We start from the raw sequence: 20946 nt of genomic DNA, 5'->3' as shown, positions 1-20946 counted from the left end.
TAATCGCGAATTGGGAGGGACGTTTATGTCGCCAGTATTATCCATCTCGCGCCGCCTGCGCAGCACACCCTTTACACGCCGCGTGACCGAGGCTGGAGTTAAGGGCTACACAGTCTATAACCATATGCTGCTCCCGACGATGTTTGAGAGCATTGAAGCCGATTATCATCATCTTAAGCGTGATGTTCAAATCTGGGACGTGGCCGTGCAGCGCCAAGTCGAGGTGCGCGGACGGGACGCGGCGAAGCTGATCCAAATGCTAACCCCACGCAGCTTAAAGAAAATGGCTGATGATCAGTGCTACTATATTCCAGTCGTGGACGAGACGGGCGGCATGCTCAATGATCCGGTTGCCGTTCGTCATTCGGAAGATCGCTGGTGGATTTCGATCGCTGACTCCGATTTGCTTTATTGGATCAAAGGTCTGGCGCGCGGCATGAATTTGCGGGTTGATGTGTTCGAGCCAGACGTCTCGCCGCTCGCTATTCAAGGGCCGAAGTCGAATGATTTAATGGCAAGATTGTTCGGAGAAGACATTCGCGACCTAAGGTTTTTTCGTCACCGCAAAATTGAATTTAATGGGCGCCAGCACACCATTGCTCGATCTGGCTTTTCTGTCCAAGGCGGGTTTGAAATTTATGTTGAAGGCACAGATCAAGGCGAACCTATCTGGGACGCCCTGTTTGAGGCGGGACAAGGCCTCAACGTCCGCGCAGGTTGCCCAAATTTGATCGAGCGGATTGAGGGCGGGTTGCTGTCATATGGCAATGATATGACGCGCGACAACACACCGTTTGAAGCGGGTCTGGGTAAGTTTTGCAAAGGTGCGGCATCCAAAGACTGCATAGGCGCGGATGCGTTGCGGCAGGATCTGGAACACGGCCCGAAACGCCAAGTTCGTGGCCTCGCGATTGCGGGCGAGGCTGTACCGCCCTGTCAGGATTTATGGCCCGTCTTTGTCAATGACCAGGGTGTGGGACACGTCAGTTCGGCGGCTTGGTCACCCGATCTTTTGACCAATGTCGCCATTGCGATGATTGACCGCGCTCATTGGGACGTCGGCACACACGTCACAGTTCAAACGCCCAGCGGACCGCGAGATGCCGAGGTGCGCGCGCTGCCATTTATTTAATCCTGATGTTTAATTCCGGTATTTAATTCTGGCTGGCCGCAACAACATCCTTCTTAGTGTCGTCTTTTAGTTTTGCGGGTCGATAACGATAGCGGTCAAACATGAGCGCTTTCACCAATGATACCGCCATCAGGGCCATAACGATCGAGAACGGCACCGCGCCGAGGATCATTGCAGATTTAAGCGCGTCCATCCCACCCGCCAGCAGGAGCGCCGCCACAACGGCGATAAAAATACCGCCCCAAATCAAAATATGGCGTGCGTGTTTCTTGGACTCGTTCCCTGCGGACGCGACTGTATTGATCACCAAAATCGCGGAGTCGGCAGAGGTGACAAGATATGTCATCAGCAAGATAACAATCACAAAGCTCATCATTTTTGCCATGACGGGCGAGAGGATAAGATTGATAGTTTGATAGAGTTGCGCGGAAATATCGGCATTGAGAATGGCACCTTGCGCGATACCTGATAATTCCAAATTCACCGCTGTGCCGCCCACGAGGGAGAACCAAACTAGGCCAACGGCTGACGGCACGAACATCGCGCCCAAGACAAATTCTCTGATCGTGCGGCCACGCGACACCCGCGCTAAGAACAAGCCAACAAAAGGCGCAAAGGCAATCCACCAAGCCCAATAGAAAATTGACCATGCCGCTTGCCATTCCGCCAGCGCGCCCTCTCTCCAGACCGTCACTGACATAGCGGGCAGCGCGAGAAAGTAGTCCCAGATCGCCAAGAAAAATGTCTTGAAAGCAAAGAAAGTCGCACCAAACGCCACGAAAAATAACAGCAAGAAGATCGACAATCCCATATTGATATTAGACAGCCACTTGATCCCTTTGTTCACACCCGACAGAGCGGAGGCGGTAGAAGCTGACATAATGATAACCAAAGCAATCACTTGCGCGGCCAAAGTCGGTTTGCCATTCGCATCAGCGATCCACCCCATGCCTGTAATATTAAATACGCCTGACGCGAATTGCGACACGCCAAAGCCAATCGTGACGCTGACGCCAATCACCGTCGCGAGGATCGCCACAATGTCGACTGCATGACCCAAGCCGCCCGATAAGCGCTTGCCAAATAGCGGAACTAGAGCCGAGCGGAAGGTCAGCGGTTGGTTTCGGTTAAAAGCAAAATATGCCAATGCTAGTCCGACAATTCCGTAACACCCCCAAGGCGTCAAACCATAATGCAGCATCGCCCACTTATAGGCATTGCGTACATTGTCAGGGTCTTGTGAAACGCTCAGACCTTTGATGACATCGGGGTTATTAGCGAAATGGAAAATGGGTTCAGCTGTTGAATAAGTCAGCATGCCAACGCCGATGCCCGCGCCAAACATCATGGAAAACCAAGAAAATCGAGAGAACTCAGGGCGCTCATCTTGGCGGCCCAAACGAATACTCCCGACCTTTGGCCAAAATGCGAGCGCCAGACAGATGACCATATAAAAGGCCGTCGCATAGACATACCATCCCCCGAATGTGGAAGTTGACCAAACCTGCAAGTCTGCTAAAATTAAACCTGCTTCTTTGGGAAATGACGCCGCCCATACAATCAAAAGGCCAATCAAAATCTTGGCTGTGATCGCGATGATCGTGTTAAAACCTGCATAGAAACCGTCTGGTGATGTTCTAATTTTCAGCCGCTTGCGGCGCGGCAAATGGACGGCTTTTTCACCCACACGATTGATTGGCGCGGTGGAGGTGTGAGTTGGCTCTGTCATAAATTCCCCAGTTTCTTTTAACTATGCGGGATGCGTGGCATAGCTTCAATTTAATTCCGCAGATTTATAGTCTTGTTCTTTCATCACACAGTTTCAATTTCCTAAGGCCTACCAGAGCGCCGATAATCTATCAGCCCCTTCAGCAAGGCAAAGCAGGTCAGCAATACAATAACAGCGAACGGCAGTGCGGCCGTTATTGTGCCCGCTTGCAAAGATTGCAGTGCGGCTGTGCCTCCCCCGTAAAGCAGCGCAATCGCTGTCAGGCCGAGCATTGCCGCCCAAAAAACTCGCTGTCGTTTGGGTGTCGTTTTGCGTCCACCTGACGTCAATTTATCGACAACTAGCGCACCCGAATCTGCTGACGTCACGATAAAGATAATTAATAATCCCAAGGCGATGATAGAGGTGACCATTGGCATCGGCATGGCACCTAGCATTTGAAATAACGTCAGAGAGGCATCGCTGACGCCATTTGCCAAATCGCCTGTTTGGTTTTCAAATTGCTTAATCGCTGTCTCGCCAAAGGCGCAGAACCAGACAATCCCAATTACCAGAGGCGCGAGTAACAGCCCCGCCATAAATTCTCTGATGGTTCGGCCTTTTGAAATGCGCGCAATGAACATGCCAACGAAGGGCGACCAAGCAATCCACCAGGCCCAATAAAACAGCGTCCAATCATATAAAAACGCTTGGTCAGGCCGATCCATCCAATTCGCCAAAGCCAGACTGTCAGGGACAAGGCTAACCACTGACTGTCCTATTGTGCGAAAAATATCGAGCGTGGGTCCAAATATCATCACGAATAGTAAAAGCGATGCAGCTGCAATCATGTTGATATTTGATAGCACCTTAATTCCGCCGTTCAGCCCCCTCAAGACTGATAGAATTGCAACAGCTGTCATCACGCCAATGAGGATTATTTGGAGCCACACGCTTTGCTCCACCCCAAATAAATAGGCCAGCCCCCCTGTCGCCTGTGTTGCACCAATTCCGATTGTGCAAGCCAGCCCAAAGATCGTCGACACGACGGCGAGCAAGTCAATAACATCCCCCACCCAGCCGTAAATTCTCTCGCCCAAAAAAGGATAAAAAGCCGACCGTATAGACAGGGGTAGTCCAAGGTTAAACGCGAAAAATGCGAGGGACACGCCGATGATGGCGTAGACGGACCACGCCAAAATACCCCAATGAAAAACAGAAGTTGAGAAGGCCAAGCGCCGCGCGTCCTCGCTGCCCGCTGGTGTATCAAAAGGCACGCCAAACCAATCCGTGAAATAGCCTAGCGGCTCTGCGGTGCCGTAAAACATAAAGCCAATTCCGACGCCCGCCGCAAACAACATCGCAATCCAAGACCAAACGCTATACTCGGCTTTCGCCTCTGCCCCGCCCAAGCGTATTTTCCCGAGCGGTGATATGGCTATTCCAACGCAAAAGAGAAGACTGATGATAGGTGTGGTCGCATATAGCCAGTCAAAGTTTCTAAGCGACCATGCTTTAGCCCCCTGCAAAGCAGCATTGGCGGTGTCGGGAAAAGCCAGTGTCGCGCTCGAAAAAAGCAGCACTAATATCGCACTGAGGAAAAATATTGGATTGTGCATTTCAAAGCCAAATGCATGAATTATTTTGGAGCGGTGAGACGTTTCATGCAGGGCCATAAAGGTGTCATGCCTTGCTATTTTTAGGCTGTAAAGACTTCAAACAATTAATCTATTTAATGACACAAGCGGTGGTGAATTTCAGCGATATGATCAGGGCCGACTTCGCAACATCCGCCAATGATTGTGGCCCCCATCTTGACCCAGTTCATGGCATAATCCGCATATTTGTCAGGCGTTAGATCTTGGCGTTTCTGCAGTCCGGCAACCGTCCCGCCAGCCTTTAACGGCGCGACAGATTGAAAGCCATTGGCGTAGGCTCCAACGCAGGGGAAGGCCTCGACTAATAACGGCATGGCGAGCGTGACGGTTTCAGGCATGGAGCAATTCACCATGACCGCGTCGACCTGAATATCTGCAACGGATTTCACAGCGTCCCTCAATAATTCGCCAGATCGCAAATTCTGCGGTGCAGCATCGTCCAATGTGAAGCTCACCCAAACGGGCAATCCGCTCTCCTTGGCCGCCATGATCGCAGCTTTTGCCTCACGTATCGTCGACAGGGTTTCGCAGAAAAATAAATCAACGCCTGGAGTCTGGATAGCAACTAATTCGCGGTAGGAGGCCAAGCACGCTTCAAAATCAGGGGCAAGATCGGGCTTGTAGCTCGCCACGATCGGCGGGAGGCAGCCAGATATTCTCACCGACTTACCGCTCTTGGCTCGCGCGGCTTGCGCAATTTCAATCGCCGCCGCATGGATTGGCTTGAACAAGTCAATCGAGGCATCCCGCGCGAGGCGCTCTGGCGTCGCCGTGTAATTATTTAATGTGATAATTTCTGCGCCGGATTGAATAAAATCTAAGTGCAATTGCTCAACTAATTCAGGATGGTCTAACATGACCTGTGTCGACCATAAGGGTGTCGGCGCAACCCCTGCGCGGCGGATGAGTTCTTGCCCCATGCCGCCGTCGAGTAGTGTCACATGAGCCATGACTAAGTCGTCAGGACGCGATTGAAAAAGTCTCGCAAATAAGGCCCAAAAGACCGCCAACATTCAATATGAAAACGATCTTCGCCTGTTCGCACTACCATGATGCTCACGCTTTCAAATACCGTGCGCGTCGCCTTGCCGATGGGGAGACTACTAAGGGATAAATCCAAAGGACAGCCGACATTCAATAAGGCTGTCGCGTCGGAGCCAGACAACTCAAATGCGACATTGCGGTGCGAAATTTCTGTGACGCTGCACACAAAATCTTGGCTAACCTTAACGAGCTTTTTTGTTAAGGCTGCTTGGCTTGTGGGATCGCAAATCACGACCCATTCATCTGGCCCAAGCTTCGCACACATAATATCTTTGGTAATAGTCGTCGAATTAATCTTTGTCGGTAGCTTAAGCGCACTGGCTTTTTTAAAAGCCGCCAGATCAGACGGCTTAATCCGTAGGTTAAACCGTCCGCGCTCACCCAGCAACGCCACGCTGACTGCGGGTGTTACGAGCGTATCTGGCATATCAATAGCTTGATCAAACAACATTTAATCGCTCATTTTTTGGGTCATAAAAGACAGGTTTGACGACCTTTACGGCAATCGTTTTGTCAGCCATTGGCACATAAAGCGTTTGATCCATCAGATTAAATCCGTCCCGAACGACTGCCATAGCGATGGAGCGACCTAGCGGCTCGCTCCAATATGATGAGGTGACGTGGCCGAGCATATCCATGGGAATTGATTGTTGAGGGTCAGCAACAATCTGCGCGCCCTCCTCTAGCACCTCATTTGGATCATCCGTTAGTAAACCAATTAATTGTTTGCGGCTCCGCCGCTACCAAATCGGGCCGTGCCAGTGACCGCTTCCCGACGAAGTCTTTCTTCTTTTTGCTCACCGCCCAAGACATCCCCGCATCGTGCGCGGTGACTGTGCCGTCTGTATCTTGGCCTACAATGATGAAGCCTTTTTCTGCGCGAAGCACATGCATAGTCTCGGTGCCGTAGGGGCAGATATTATACTGCTGCCCCTCTTGCATCAGGGCTTCCCAAACCGCTCGGCCGTAATGCGAGGGGACGTTAATTTCAAAACCCAATTCGCCCGTAAAGCTGACTCGCATGAGGCGAGTCGGGACGCCGCAAATTTTGCCTTCCCGTACAGTCATATGCGGAAATGCTTCAGGCGAAAGATCAATGCCTTCGACGAAAGGCGCAATTAATTTACGCGCATTGGGTCCATTGATTGCGATCACCGCCCACTGCTCCGTCGTTGACGTCAGCCAGACATCAAGCTCTGGAAATTCCGTTTGCAGATAGTCTTCCATATGGCGATAAACGCGCGGCGCACCGCCTGTTGTTGTCGTCACATGGAAGCGGTCTTCGGCCATGCGCCCGACAACACCGTCATCATAAATATACCCGTCTTCCCGACACATCAGACCATATCGACAGCCGCCGACAGGTAGCGCAGACCAAGGATTGGTGTACATCAAGTTCATAAATTTTGCGGCGTCCGGGCCCACAACTTCGACCTTGCCCAGCGTTGACGCATCAAAAATACCAAGACTATCGCGCGTGGCTTTGCACTCGCGTGCAACGGCTGCGTGCATGTCTTCGCCCGCTTTCGGGAAATACCAAGCCCGACGCCAAACACCGACAGGCTCGAAGACCGCGCCGTTTTCCTCGGCCCAAGGATCAATGGGCGTCTTGCGGGTTGGATCAAATAATTCCTGATCGCGGTAGCCGACCATCGCGCCGAACGTCGTCGGCGTGTAGGGCGGACGGAATGTCGTGAGGCCGACTTTTTCAATCGGCTGACCGACCGCTTTGGACGCGATTTCTAGCGCGTTGAGATTAGACGTCTTGCCTTGGTCTGTGGCCATGCCGTTCGTAGTGTACCGCTTGACGTGTTCGATAGATTTAAATCCTTCTTGCACGGCAAGCTTGATGTCTTTTTCTGTCACGTCATTTTGGAAATCGACAAAGGCTTTTTGTTTCGGCCCTTCGATATAGTTTGGCAGGCTATTAAAGATTTGTCCTGTGCCAAATTCGGGTTCTTCGACCGTGTAAGCTTTGCGCCCACCTGCTGCTTTATGGCCGCCACTCAGCGCAGCTTCTATGCCAAAATCACCGTTACATGCCCCAACGCAAACTGCGTTTTCATTTGCAACATCTGGAACATAGGCTGACAGATCTGCGTCCCATTTAATTCCGCCCTTAGAGTGAGACCACAAATGTAGGCTTGGTGTCCAGCCACCTGACATCAGCAACGCATCGCATTTAATTATGCGCTTCGCCCCTGTCTCAGGCGTGTAAGCCTCGAGGGAATTAATTCGTAGCGAGCCAGATGTTTTTGAAACCGATGAGGCTGGCAGATGATCAATCCCGCGCTGCGTCAAAGACGCCACTAATTCATCGCGGACCGTGTCGCGTGCATCAATCACGGCGGCAATACGGATATTCGCATCGGCCAAATCACAGGCCACTTGGTAGGCGCTATCATGGCTAGTGAAGATCGCGACTTCATTGCCGACAGCGACGCCGTATTTATTGAGGTAGGTTTGCGCAGCGCTCGCCAGCATCACACCGGGGCGGTCATTGCCGTTGAAAACAAGCGGGCGTTCAATACCGCCTTGCGCCAGAATTACTTTGCCTGCTCGGATGCGGTGGAGCTTTTCGCGCGCAGTTCCGACGGGGGCATCTGGCAAGTGATCCGTGAGTCGTTCGGCCAGTGCGACAAAATTATCGTGGAAATACCCAATCGCCGTTGTCCGCGTTAGAACTGTCACAGTCTCGGATTTCTCCAATTTAGCGGTAGATTTCGCGAGCCAATCTGTTGCCGTCTGGCCTTCGATCATCACGGAGGGAGTCGACAATAGGCTGCCGCCCAGATGAGCGTTCTCGTCTACCAAGATCACACGCTCACCAGATTTCGCTGCTGCTAGGGCCGCCGCAATGCCCGCTGGGCCCGCGCCGATAATCAGCGTTTCGCAGTGACCATAGGTGCTGGCATAGACGTCTGGGTCTTCGGATTTTGGCGCCGGGCCAAGGCCCGCCATGTGGCGGATAAACGGCTCATAAACTTTGTCCCAAAAACTCTTGGGCCACATAAATGTCTTGTTGTAAAACCCGGCGGGGAAGAAGCGCGAGAAGACGTTATTAAACGCGCCAATATCAAATTTCAAATTAGGCGAACGGTTCTGGCTTTCGACCACCATGCCTTCGAAAATCTCGAGCGTTGTAGCACGGACATTGGGGGTAACACGACCCACGCCGCGATCAAAAGCGATGAGGGCATTGGGCTCTTCTGAACCTGCTGCGATGACGCCGCGCGGGCGGTGATATTTAAAAGACCGCCCCATCAGGTGCTGACCCTGCGCAAGCAATGCCGATGCGAGGGTGTCGCCCTGCGCACCTTGATAGGGTTTCCCATCAAAAGTGAAATTAATTAATTGATTGGCGTCAACAATGCCGCGGCCTGATTTACGAAATGCGCTCATGACTCTCGCGCCTTTTCAATTTTGGCTGCAGTTGGACGAGGCTCACCCATTTTGTAAGTCATAACTAATTTATCTGTGACAGTGTTCCGAACAGCATTAAAAAACAGATTGCAGCCGTGCTGATGCCACCAACGCTCCGCCGTGTCGCCGCGCACATTATCGCGAATAAACATATAGCGCGACCACTCCGCATCCGACATCTCGGCCTGTTCTTTGGCAGTCGGGCGCACGTAATGAGCCTCACCCGCATGTGCGAATTCTATTTCGTCACGTTTTTCGTTGCAGTAGGGACAATGAATTTGAAACACGCTCTCGCCCCCTTAATGCGCGACAGCGGCGGCGGCGGCTTCGTCGATTAAGCGGCCTCCGACAAAGCGGTCGAGGTTAAACGGTGCGTTGATTTTGTGCGGCGCATCATGGGCGATGGTGTAAGCGAAGGTATCCGCAGCCCCAGGCGTGGCCTTAAAACCGCCCGTGCCCCAGCCACAATTCACATAAAGCCCCTGCACAGGCGTTTTGCCCACAATCGGTGAGCGATCCGGCGTGACGTCAACCACGCCGCCCCAACTGCGCAGCATACGCTGACGTTTAAAGATCGGGAAAATCTCGCTAATCGACATCAGGGTATGTTCCAGAATATGAAGCGCCCCGCGCTGGCTATAACTCGTATATTGATCCGTTCCCGCGCCAATCACCAACTCGCCCTTGTCCGACTGACTGATGTAAGCATGCACGGCGTTGGACATGACGACACAAGGGAAGATCGGCTTGATCGGTTCTGAGACCAAAGCCTGCAGGGGATAGCTCTCGAGCGGGAATTGCAGCCCTGCCATTTCCATCACGACAGAGGTATTCCCCGCCGCGGACACACCAATTTTCTTCGACGCGATATAGCCTTTTTCAGTTTCAACGCCTTCCACAGCACCGTCTGCGCCGCGGCGAATACCTGTGACTTTGCAGTTCTGAATGATGTCAACGCCCAGCTTTGACGCCGCCCGTGCATAGCCCCAAGCGACACTATCATGTCGCGCGGTGCCTGCCCGCATTTGCAGCGCGCCGCCCATGACGGGATAACGACGGTTTTGGGAAATATCGAGGATAGGCAGAAATTTCTTGCACTCTTCTGGTGACAGCCATTTATTATCAACACCATTCAAACGATTGGCGTGCACGTGACGTTGAAAGCTCTGAACATCATGCACATTATGGGCGAGCATCAACACGCCGCGCTTGGAAAACATCAAGTTATAGTTCAGTTCCTGTCCAAGGCCGTCCCACAGATCGACAGCGTGATCATACATGGCCGCCGATTCATCGAACAGATAATTAGAGCGAATAATCGTTGTGTTCCGACCCGTATTCCCGCCGCCTATCCAGCCTTTTTCCAGCACGGCCACATTGGTGATACCGTAGCGTTTGGCGAGATAATAGGCCGCGCCGAGGCCATGCCCGCCGCCGCCAACAATAATGGCGTCATATTCTTTTTTCGGCGCTTTATCGGGAAATTGCACAGGCCAGTTTTTGTGACCTGACAGCGCATTCGCAAATAAACTGGCTGCGGAGTATTTCATGGCTAGCTTCTGAGCTTCTCATTGGTTGGGTCGTGCGGGCTGTCTTCCAGCACACGACATTTATAGCGCTTGCCGAGAATTTCAATCTCAAGATCCGTGCCAATCGCAGAATGTGTAGGATGCACCATGGCGAGTGCGAGTGACTTGTTCATGCGCCAGCCAAAGCCGCCACCTGTTGCGCGGCCTATGACTTCGCCGTCTTTATAAATCGGATTGTTACCGATGACGTCCGCATCATCAACATTCATCACTTCGAGCGTGACAAACGCGTTTTCAAACCCGCGCTTCTCCCATTCGAGCAAAGCATCGCGACCGATAAATCCGTCTTTTTTCTTGAGGTTTACAAAGCGGTGTAAGCCCGACTCATAGGCTGAGTATTCAATCGACATTTCTGTGCCGACCAAGCGGTAGGATTTTTCTAGGCGCATAGAATTCATTGCACGAATACCAAAAGGTTTCAGGCCATGCTTGTCGCCGTGTTTAAACAATGCATCAAAAATATGATTTTGATATTCGATCGGGTGGTGGATTTCCCAGCCTAGCTCACCCACGAAGTTGACGCGCAGCAATTTAACGGGGGCGTGGCCGACATATGTCTCCTGCCCCGTCAACCACGGGAAGGTTTCATTGGACAGGTTAGACCCACAAATCGGCTGCAGCAAATCTCGCGCTTTCGGCCCTGCCACGACCAGAACGCCCATGGCATTGGTCAGGTCTGTCATCTGCACAGATCCGTCCGTTGGCATATGCTTGCGCAGCCAGTCATGATCCAAGCGGTGATACGCGCCCGCCGATACAAGATAGAAACTATCCTTGCTCTCGCGCTGCACGGTAAATTCAGAATGGACGCCACCTTTGTTTGTCAGGCCATGGCAGAGCGCCAGGCGGCCAATCGTGACGGGCATTTTTTGGGCTAAAATCCGATTGAGAAATTTCACCGCGCCTGGCCCTTGGATACGGCATTTGGCAAAAGCTGTCATGTCCAGCACACCGACATTTTCTGCGACGTTCTTCGCCTCATTGCCGACATGCTCGAAATAAGACGAGCGGCGGAAAGACCAATCGTCTTTTTGCTCGACGCCTTCAGGGGCAAACCAGTTGGCGCGTTCCCAGCCAAAGAGCTGTCCGAACACGGCGCCTTTGGCTTTTAGGCGGTCATAACAAGGTGATGTCCGCAGGGGTCGCGCTGCAGAGCGCTCTTCATCAGGATAGTGAATTTCAAAAACGTCTGCATATGCCTCTTCGTTTTTCTCAATCAGGTAGCTTTTGGTCGCATAGGGACCAAAACGGCGCGGGTCGACGCCCATCATATCAACGGTCGGCTCGCCCTCGACAATCCATTCTGCCAACTGCCAGCCTGCCCCGCCAGCCGCCGTGATCCCGAAACTGTGACCTTCGTTCAGCCAGAAGTTTTTCTTATCCCAAGCTGGCCCGACAATCGGGTTGCCATCGGGCGTGTAGGCAATCGCGCCGTTATAGACTTTTTTGATGCCCATATTTTCAAAGATCGGCACGCGGTTAATCGCGCTCTCAATATGCGGCATGAGGCGATCGAGGTCTTCTTGGAATAGCTCATATTCAGATTGATCATCTGGGCCGTCGACATAGCACGCTGGCGCGCCGTGTTCATAAGGCCCGAGGATCAGGCCGCCCGCTTCTTCGCGCATATACCAACTGCCGTCCGACTCGCGCAGAACACCCAGTTCTGGCTCACCATCTTTGCGGCGGGCGACGATATCAGGATGCGCTTCGGTGACTATGTATTGATGCTCGACCGGGACCACTGGAATATCTAGGCCAATCATTTCGCCCGTTTTTCGTGCAAAGTTACCTGTATAAGAGACAACATGCTCCGCGATAATGTCGCCTTTATCTGTCTTCACTTTCCACATCCCGTCATCCATTTGGTCAATGCCTGTGACAGTCGTATAGCGGTGAATTTTTGCGCCGCCCTCACGGGCGCCTTTCGCCAAAGCCTGCGTGAGGTCCGCTGGCTGCACATAGCCGTCTTCGGGATGACGCATCGCGCCGATCAAGCCGTCTTTTTTGGCGAACGGCCAAATTTCTACGACTTCTTCGGGGGTCATAAATTTAACTTCAACGCCGATCGTCTGCGCCACACCCGCATATTGCAGATACTCATCCATGCGATCTTGATTGGTCGCGAGCCGAATATTGGAGACGGGACGGATGCCGACGTCTTGGCCCGTTTCAGCTTCCAGCCGCTTGTACAAATTGACAGAATATTTGTGTAACTGCCCGACAGAATAGCTCATATTAAAGAGCGGCAGCAGACCCGCTGCATGCCATGTCGAGCCAGATGTCAGCTCTTTCCGCTCGATCAGACAGACGTCCGTCCAGCCCTTTTTGACCAAGTGATAAAGGGTCGATACACCGACGACACCGCCCCCGATAACGACCACTTTTGCTGTTGATTGAATGTCGCTCATGGCGCCTGTTCCCATTTGATTTGTGCTTTAGATTAGCCCCTATATTGAGGGTTTAAATGCGTCAAACAGCATCAGCGTGTATAAGTGTCGCTAATGTTTGGAAGCAGGGGCAGCGCTTCTATCGCGGCGATGACTTATTCACCCGCTCCGCGACGGGATTGCTCCGTCGATTCGACCAATATCCGCGCTGCGATACTCGATAAAATGTCGTAATGATCGCGGCGAATAGCTATTCCGTTTTGCAAATTATCGTTAAAAGTTTGTCGGCTGGCCTTGGACAAGGGCTGCAAGAGGTGGGCGTGGCTCGGCAAATGGTGGGGATAAATCCGCACACCCTGTCGCTCGCACAATTCGGGGAGGACAGCGAGTGCCTCTGGCTCCGTCACGCCGCGGATTTGCATGACAGCGTCAGTGTTTTGAACGACCATAGTGGACATGAGGTCAGCGATATTGTGCGCGCATATGATTGCAGACACCCCGCCGCCCTCAAATATATATCCAGCTTGTGTTCTCTCTAACTTAGCCGGGCAAGTCGGCAGATCGTAATCACTCCCCAGCGCCCCAATCAGCAGTTCCACTCCGCCAAAGCCGTGCATCTCTAGCCACAAGACGGTCTCCGCCATGGCACTAAAATCTTGATCATGTTTATAAAGCCCTTGGAAAGCAGATTTCAACAAGGACAATAATTCGTTGCGCGATAGTTTAAGCGGGGACGACATCGGCGTCAGGCTTGATCGGGAAGCACCAAATATCATCTGTCATTTGACCAATATCACGGATCAGCGGCGCACCTTGAAACATCGTATTGCGCACCCATAACCGAGAACGCGGATCAAATTTTCCGACCCCGAAGAATGATAGCTTGCACCTCAGCAAATGAATGGGCAGCACATCGGCATCTAAAAGGTTTGCCTGTATCTCGCCGTAACGCGTCTGCGCCATGGTTTGAATACGGCGAATAATAGCGCGGTGTTCGGGGTGCGCTAGGACGAATTCAGCGGTCGTCATATCGCCATTGCGGGCCAGAATATCGTCATAGGCGCGTCGCACTTGATACGCTACACCCATAAACATTTGTCTGCGATAACCTGGCTCTTTATGGCTTTGTCCGAGGCGCGGCTCTTGCTTCTCGACGGAGCGGTACCAGAACGTCCCAAGCCCTGCATCCGTGGAAAAATCAACCGCCAGCGCCCAACGGTATTTATCTTCGATCACGGCGGCCAAATCAGACAATCGCATGTGAGGGACGAGGTCATACCGCTCTTCAATGGACAAGTCTGGTTCAAGGTCTGTGAATGTTTCGGGGTGCAATTCGAGCAGAAGTGCATTGACGATTTCTTGCGCCTCATGGCCAAAATGCGCCGCGACGTAATCTGTTAGCTGCGTCCATTTTTCCAACTTATCTTGCGTCTGCAGCCATGCCATGACCGCCGTTAAGTCCCTAACCGCAGTGCGGTTAATCTCGTTCTGATCGGCATTATCCGTTGTGATTTGCGACAAATGCATCTGCGCTTTTTCTGCCAGACAACTGAGATCACCGCGGGTCTTCGCTGTAACCTCGCCGTCCCGTTTCACCCGTGCCAAGGCTGTCTCGCGCACTTCGATCCAGTTATTAATTAATAGCGGGTGGTGTATCAGAAAGGGCGCCATGCCCAAACCTGTCGCATTACCAATCCCGACATAGCGCTTGATTTCAGGCGTCATGGCCACCGCCGTATCAGGGGCGCGGCGTTGCGCGACATAATCAGCTTGGAATAGGCTGAAGTCTCGAATCAGAAAACACGAGAACATTTCCGCTGCAAAAGGTCTTGCGAAATCGGGATAGGCCTCTCGGACTTTGTTCCAATCCGCCATGCCGAACTTGCCAGAGCCGTAAACTGCTGTCGTGCGGTAGAGATATCCGACCTTGGCCATATGGTCTAAATCTGGCTGCTCCCCGCGCGCTAAACCGTCGACAACATAGTCAAAATTACGCACGGATTTATTGGCGCGCGATAGCACGATACAGCTTGCGTCAACACGGCCATTTTCCTGCAGCGGCACATTGGCGCGCAGAAATTCCAGCCTTTCCGCGTCAACCCGCCCCTCACATAGCGTCACAGTCAAATCCCAATCATCGGCGATAACGCGATCACTGCGCCGATCAGGGTCAATATATTTGGCGAAGACGACATAGCTAAAGAGCGCATTTGGCGTTTGAATTTCGTAGACAACGTCCCCAAAGCCGCCGTCACACAAGGCCGTCCATACACGTTTAATTTCCCATGCCTCTCGTAAAATACGCCGCACAAGGCTACGCATGAAACTGAGGGGATAGGGGTAGAGCGTGCCGAGGCGCGCGAGGTTCATGACAATGCTGGCTGGCCGAAGATCAAGACTTTCGTCACCGATATGCGGCACGCGCATCACCATTAGAGGGCCCCCACGCCAGCGGGTTTGAACCCGTTTTGGAAGAAGCGAAACCAGTTTTCGCCCATGACCTTGTCGACATCTTTTTGGCTCATACCTTTGGCCGATAAGCCGCTGGCAATATTGCAAAAATCTTTGGATGACTGGAACCATTCGGGTTGGCGCGGCCAATCAGCGTTGATGGCAGAGCCTTCGCCGAAGTCAGGCTTAAACGTCCATTTGCCAGACCGCATCCACTCCAACGTCTCATATCCCCAGTTCTGACAGAGGTCAGACCCGATGCCGATATGATCGACGCCCATTAACTCCGCTGTGTCCATGATCATGCCGCAGAAATCATCCAGCGTGCAGTCTGGCCCGCCGTGCAGATGGAAAGGATACATCGAAAATCCGAGCATGCCGCCGCTCTCGCCCAAGGCACGCAAGACATCGTCAGATTTATTCCGTAGAGCTTCATGCCAGCGCGAGGGGTTGGCGTGCGTGATCGCGATGGGGCGCTCTGACAGTTCGATTGTTTGCAAGGTCGAGTGTTCCGCACTGTGGCTCATATCGATGATCATGCCGACGCGGTTCATTTCTTTGATCACTTCGCGGCCAAAGCGCGTCACGCCGCTATCGCCGTCCTCATAACACCCCGTCGCGAGCAGGCTTTGATTGTTATAGGTCAGCTGCATAATCCGTGCGCCCTGATCATAGAGGGTTTCGACCATGCGCAAGTCATCTTCGATCGGGGAGCAATTTTGGAAGCCAAGAATAATCCCGACTTTCCCCTCACGCTGCGCCGTTAGAATATCATCAGCTTGCCGCACGAGCATAATAAGGTCGGCGTGGTCCCGAAAGCGGCGTCGCCAATCACCTATATTTTCCAGCGTGTCGCGCGTATTCTCCCAATAAGCGATCGTCACATGGATTGCATTCACGCCGCCCGCCTTCGCCTCTTCAAAAAGCTCGCGCGTCCAATTTACATATTGTAGGGCGTCAATGATCAGCACAGTTTTACCCCGGGTTCGTGTAGCTGGTTTTCATGATCGTGTAGAAGTCTTTGGCATGCTCACCCTGCTCTCTTGGGCCGTAGCTGGAGGCGTTACGCCCGCCAAATGGCACGTGGTAATCAAGGCCAGCCGTGGGTAAATTGACCAAGGTACAGCCGAATTTTGCGCCGCGTTTGAAATGCTCGGCTTCTTTTAGATTTTGCGTGATGATCGCAGCAGACAAGCCGAATTCAGTGTCGTTCGCCGTTGCTAGACCTTCGTCAAATCCGTCGACTTTGATGACGCATGTCATGGGGCCGAAGACTTCTTCGCGGTTAACCCGCATATCATTTTTCGTGCCTGCAAAGACTGTCGGCGCAAGGTAATAGCCCTCCGTGTCGCGGTCTAAACGCTCACCGCCCGTGACCAAATCGCCGCCTTCATCCTGAGCCAATTTCATATAGCCCAGAATTTTATCCATCTGTCCTTCAGTTACAACAGGGCCAAGCTCTGTGCCGTCTGCGAGCGCGTGACCGACTTTTTTCGCCTCTGCCGCTTTCGCAAGTTTTTCAACAAATTCATCGTGGACTTTCGCATCAACGATCAGGCGCGAGGAGGCGGTGCATTTTTGGCCCGACGCGCCAAAGGCGCCAACGATGGACTGCGCCACAGCAAGGTCAATATCGGCATGTTCTGTAATCACAATCGGGTTTTTACTGCCCATTTCGCACTGCACCCGCGCCATATTTTGCACAGCCGCCTGTGCAATTTTACGGCCCGTTGCGACGGATCCCGTGAATGACACACCGTCAATCTTACCAGACGACAAAGCCGCGCCAATTTCACCGCCGCCTTGGACCATGTTGAACACGCCCTCTGGCAGGTGTTTATTGATAACCTCGGCCATAAGGTGAGAACTGGCAGGAACAATTTCTGAGGGCTTCAGCACAACCGTATTCCCGTAAGCCAAAGCTGGCCCCATCTTCCAAGCGGGAATAGCGGTCGGGAAATTCCACGGCGTGATCAGGCCGAACACACCGACGGCTTCGCGTGTAATATCAATGTGGATGCCGGGCCGCACAGACGCCGCACTCTCGCCGATTTGGCGCAGACATTCCGCGGCATAGTATTGAAAAAACTCACCCGCCCGAAAAGTTTCGCCCCGTCCTTCGGCAAAGGGCTTACCCTCTTCGCGTGACAGTACTTCGCCGATCTCGTCGCAGCGATCAATTAACTCCTGCCCAATCGCGTGGAGTCTGTTTTTCCGCTCTTCGAGCTTCATGCCCTCCCACGCGGGTTGAGCCGCGCGCGCGGCAGCAATGGCGTCGCTCACCATAGCGGGCGTGGCGCTCGCCAAATGCCCAATAATGTCAGACGTGTCAGATGGGTTGATATTGGGCATTTGTGCGCCGCTATCATGCCACTCACCGTTGATGAGGCTGCCGTAAATATCGTTCATGCTGTTCCCATCTTTTTCAGATCTTGCTCGTATGTGTGTTGTGGCTAATACTCTAGCCTAAAGCGCTCTAATCTTATCCAAAATTATGTTCGATACGGCGACGCCAGAAGCCTCGCTTTCGCCGCGAACGCGGTGTCGCCGCTCCCCTGGCAGACGCGTACCGTCTTGCGCTTTGATTTGGTCAAATAGCGCCTCGGCATGATCGGCCCAGCCTGATTGGTCGCCAAAAAGGTTCGGGTCCATGGCCAGCATAAATTCGCCGCCTTGGGGTGGCCCGCCGTCATTATTATCGCGCGCGGCCGCCTCAAAACTAAAGCTCTCACCGATCAAGCCGCCCGCGAGCAATTCAACCATCATCGCGATGGAACTGCCTTTATAGCCGCCAAATGCCAACAATGCGCCTTTAAGAACGGCATCGGGGTCCGTGGACGGGTTACCGTCTGCATCGACGCCAACGCCTTCGGGAAGCTTGTGCCCCTCTCGCGCTGCCAGCATAACCTCGCCCCGCGCCATGACGGAACTCGCTTGATCAAACACCATGGGCGGTTTCCCCATGCGGGGCCAGCCAAAGCAGATAGGGTTCGTGCCGTATAACGCCTGCGAACCGCCCGCAGGAATAACGGCGGGCTTATAGGACGTGCAAGCGAAGGCGACCAAGCCCGCTTCTGCCACAGGCTCGACCTCTGTCCACAAAGCCGCGAAATGATGGATGCCGATCAAAGGCATAGCAGCAATACCGCAAGTTTTAGCTGATTTAATTAATTCCGCGCGACCTGTTTGTAGCGCTAATGGGGCAAAGCCGTTATGGCCATTCACTTGCACAATCGCGGGCGCTAATTGTTTAACCGTCGGGCGTGCCTTGCCGTTGACCTTGCCCGATTTCAGCGTGGCGACATAGCCTGGCAACCGCATGAGGCCGTGGGAGTGACAGCCGTCGCCTTCCGCTTTCGTGATAATTTCGGCAACGGCCTCCGCATTTTCACGGTCGCACCCATGCGCCATTAACGTGTCTGTCGCCAAGGCTCGGATCGTGTCCAAGCTCATTAAGGTCGTGTTTTTATCCATCGGCTTCATCCCCTTTTTTGAGAATGATAGCGGAGGAATAGGCGTGAGCAAAACGCTAAATTAGCCTATGCCTCATCAATCGGATAACGCTCTAGCACAGGGCCAAGCGCCGACTTAAGCGGTCCCAGCCACGGCTCGAAATTGCGCCACTGATCGACTCCAGACTTGTAAATCGGCTGACGCACTTGCTCTGAACTGGCCGTCCGCACAGAGCGTTTTGTCTTGTGGAATTCTAAACAAGATTGCTCGAATGGGAGATTGAGATAGTCTAAAATACGTCGAACCTGCGTCTCTGTATCGGCGACAACGTCTTCGTATTGCACGCGTAAAACCTTGCCCGGCAAAACCGTGTCCCAATGATCCATCAATGTGACGTAGTCGCGGTAATATGTGCCGATATTTTCCAAACCATAGGTGAATTCCTGCCCTTCAGCGAAATGCTGTTTAAAGCCAGAGAAACAACAGGCCATCGGGTGACGCCGCGCATCGATGATTTTCGCATTGGGCAGAATTAAATGAATGAGGCCAATATGACGAAAATTATTTGGCATTTTATCGATAAAAAACGGCGCACCCTGACGGTGAATTTGCGTGTCTTCTATAAATTGCTCGCCATATTCTGTCAGTTGTTCGGCCGTGAGGTCGTGCAAAATCGCAGGGTAGCGGCCATCGATTTTCGCGCGCTCCTTGCCCCGCAAGCGATAGGAGAGCGACAGGATATTGGGGAGTTCCAATGTGCCGTCGACTTGGCTGTGCGAAGCGATAATTTGCTCCAGCAAAGTGGAGCCCGCTCGCGGTAGACCGACGATGAAAATAGGGTCGGGCGCAGGGCAACCCTTCCCGCTTTGCTTTGCGAATAGATCTTTGGTGCAAACGCGGGCTTGCGCTTCTAGCTCTGTCGTCATGTCATCAGACTTATAGCGCGATTGGATTGTTTTCATGTCGTTGCCGCGCTCATATTGAATGAAACTCGCAGCAAAATCTTCACGATCTTCATAGGCTTTGCCGAGCGAAAAACAGAGGTTGATCAAATTAGATAAGCCAATGTCGTGTCGCTCGCTCAACGCCATCATTTGATCAATTTCATCATCCGTAAAACGGTAGGTTTTGAGGTTAGCGAGGCCGAAATACGCATCGCCGTGTTCAGGCTTGGATCGGTAAGCGGCGCGGTAGCTCTCAATCGCGTCGTCTTGTTTGCCGAATGTCTTAAACGCATGCCCGCGCGATGTCAGCGTGGCGGGGTCATTGGGGACTTTTTCCAGGACTTTTTCAAACAGTTCGAATGCCTTTTCATGGTCACCTGTTTGCATCGACTCGATCGCCAAATGCGATTGGAAGAGCGGATTTTCAGGGTCGCGATCATAGAGCGATTTTGCCTGATCTAGGGCGGCGGCGAACTTCTGTCGCTTGCGCAAAATTTGGATGTGATCAAGGCGAAGCTGTACATCTTGGGGGGCAAATTCGATGGCACTTTCGAGAAGGAAATCCGCCTCGTTAAACACACCAAACCGCGCCCCAATATCAGCAAGCAAACGCATGCCCTCAATATGATGGGGGTTTTGTTGCAGGAAAACGCGACACAATTCTTCGGCCTTGAGGAGCTTTCCTTCATGGATCAGATGAGTCACGCTGAGCAGGGCTGGCGGGAGCGCCGCCACACGATCCGCTTGGAATTTTACGGCCTTCGCATCTGCCGCTCGGCCTTTGCGCGCAAGGATTTCCGCTTGCGCGCGCCATGAGGCAATCAACGCGGGATTGGCGCGGGTTGCTTTTTGATAAGCAGCCAAGGCGGCATCCAACAAGCCTTGATCCCGTGCCAAGTGCCCTTCTTCTTGCAAAGCGCGACCCAGTTCTGGCGCGATTTTGTTCAGGGAGCGCAGCGTGTCTTCTGCCGACTCGAAGTCTTTGAGATAACGCTGGCTGACCGCTTTCATATAGAGCGCTTCGATGTCTTTGGGGTCTTGCGCGATCAGTTTATCGGCGGAGGTTACGGCATCCCCGAACCGACCCTGACGCATCAGGGCTTGAATGTCTTGAGGACTGGGCAGTGTGTCTGTCATAAATATGGTCACAAAAA

At 52.8% G+C, this 20946-nt stretch carries 14 protein-coding genes and 1 pseudogene; 1 reads left to right on the top strand and 14 read right to left on the bottom strand.

Annotated elements, in window-relative coordinates:
• Window positions 1-25 precede the first annotated feature (25 nt).
• The gene (locus AB8615_RS00390) at window positions 26-1132 is read left to right on the top strand and encodes a dimethylsulfoniopropionate demethylase (RefSeq protein ID WP_409432978.1); all 1107 of its coding nucleotides are present in this window, start codon (window positions 26-28) and stop codon (window positions 1130-1132) included.
• 22 nt (window positions 1133-1154) lie between these two features.
• Here the strand turns inward: AB8615_RS00390 and AB8615_RS00385 are convergent, their stop codons facing one another.
• The 14 genes and pseudogenes from AB8615_RS00385 to AB8615_RS00320 all read right to left on the bottom strand — a co-directional run bounded on the left by AB8615_RS00385 (window position 1155) and on the right by AB8615_RS00320 (window position 20929).
• Window positions 1155-2861, bottom strand: coding sequence for a BCCT family transporter (locus tag AB8615_RS00385; protein WP_409432977.1), 1707 nt, complete (start codon window positions 2859-2861; stop codon window positions 1155-1157).
• Between the two features lie 101 nt (window positions 2862-2962).
• Window positions 2963-4516 (bottom strand): BCCT family transporter, encoded by a 1554-nt coding sequence (locus AB8615_RS00380; RefSeq protein ID WP_409432976.1) that lies wholly within the window; start codon window positions 4514-4516, stop codon window positions 2963-2965.
• A gap of 56 nt (window positions 4517-4572) precedes the next feature.
• On the bottom strand, window positions 4573-5448 hold the full coding sequence (locus tag AB8615_RS00375; protein ID WP_409432975.1) for a homocysteine S-methyltransferase family protein: 876 nt from the start codon (window positions 5446-5448) through the stop codon (window positions 4573-4575).
• 2 nt (window positions 5449-5450) lie between these two features.
• Window positions 5451-5993 carry a sarcosine oxidase subunit gamma gene (locus AB8615_RS00370; RefSeq protein ID WP_409432974.1) on the bottom strand — a complete coding sequence of 181 codons (543 nt, stop codon included), beginning with the start codon at window positions 5991-5993 and terminating at the stop codon, window positions 5451-5453.
• Window positions 5983-8944 (bottom strand): annotated as a pseudogene (locus AB8615_RS00365) (sarcosine oxidase subunit alpha). Before AB8615_RS00365 ends, AB8615_RS00370 begins: the two are co-directional and overlap by 11 nt.
• The gene (locus AB8615_RS00360; protein WP_409432972.1) at window positions 8941-9252 is read right to left on the bottom strand and encodes a sarcosine oxidase subunit delta; all 312 of its coding nucleotides are present in this window, start codon (window positions 9250-9252) and stop codon (window positions 8941-8943) included. Before AB8615_RS00360 ends, AB8615_RS00365 begins: the two are co-directional and overlap by 4 nt.
• 12 nt (window positions 9253-9264) lie before the next feature.
• Entirely contained in the window at window positions 9265-10515 is a 1251-nt protein-coding gene (locus AB8615_RS00355; protein ID WP_409432971.1) for a sarcosine oxidase subunit beta family protein, read from the bottom strand.
• A 2-nt stretch (window positions 10516-10517) separates the two neighbouring features.
• Window positions 10518-12956 carry a GcvT family protein gene (locus tag AB8615_RS00350; RefSeq protein WP_418153113.1) on the bottom strand — a complete coding sequence of 813 codons (2439 nt, stop codon included), beginning with the start codon at window positions 12954-12956 and terminating at the stop codon, window positions 10518-10520.
• 143 nt (window positions 12957-13099) lie between these two features.
• Complete coding sequence (locus tag AB8615_RS00345; RefSeq protein ID WP_409432970.1) at window positions 13100-13684, bottom strand: hypothetical protein; 585 nt, start codon at window positions 13682-13684, stop codon at window positions 13100-13102.
• Window positions 13668-15377, bottom strand: a complete 1710-nt coding sequence (locus tag AB8615_RS00340; RefSeq protein WP_418152489.1) for a hypothetical protein — start codon at window positions 15375-15377, stop codon at window positions 13668-13670. The genes AB8615_RS00345 and AB8615_RS00340 overlap by 17 nt, the downstream gene beginning before the upstream one ends.
• Window positions 15377-16366, bottom strand: coding sequence for a membrane dipeptidase (locus AB8615_RS00335; protein WP_409432968.1), 990 nt, complete (start codon window positions 16364-16366; stop codon window positions 15377-15379). The genes AB8615_RS00340 and AB8615_RS00335 overlap by 1 nt, the downstream gene beginning before the upstream one ends.
• Before the next feature lie 4 nt (window positions 16367-16370).
• A complete protein-coding gene (locus tag AB8615_RS00330; RefSeq protein WP_409432967.1) occupies window positions 16371-17804 on the bottom strand; it encodes an aldehyde dehydrogenase family protein in 1434 nt (477 codons plus the stop codon).
• 57 nt (window positions 17805-17861) lie between these two features.
• Window positions 17862-18869, bottom strand: a complete 1008-nt coding sequence (locus AB8615_RS00325) for an Ldh family oxidoreductase (protein WP_409432966.1) — start codon at window positions 18867-18869, stop codon at window positions 17862-17864.
• Window positions 18870-18934: 65 nt separating this feature from the next.
• Window positions 18935-20929 (bottom strand): tetratricopeptide repeat-containing sulfotransferase family protein, encoded by a 1995-nt coding sequence (locus AB8615_RS00320; RefSeq protein ID WP_409434107.1) that lies wholly within the window; start codon window positions 20927-20929, stop codon window positions 18935-18937.
• Between the last annotated feature and the right edge of the window lie 17 nt (window positions 20930-20946).

Source organism: Litorimonas sp. RW-G-Af-16, from assembly GCF_048319245.1.
Taxonomy (GTDB): Bacteria; Pseudomonadota; Alphaproteobacteria; order Caulobacterales; family Maricaulaceae; genus Litorimonas.
The sequence above is the reverse complement of the archived record's forward strand: the minus strand, read 5'-3'. Positions and strand labels throughout refer to the sequence as shown.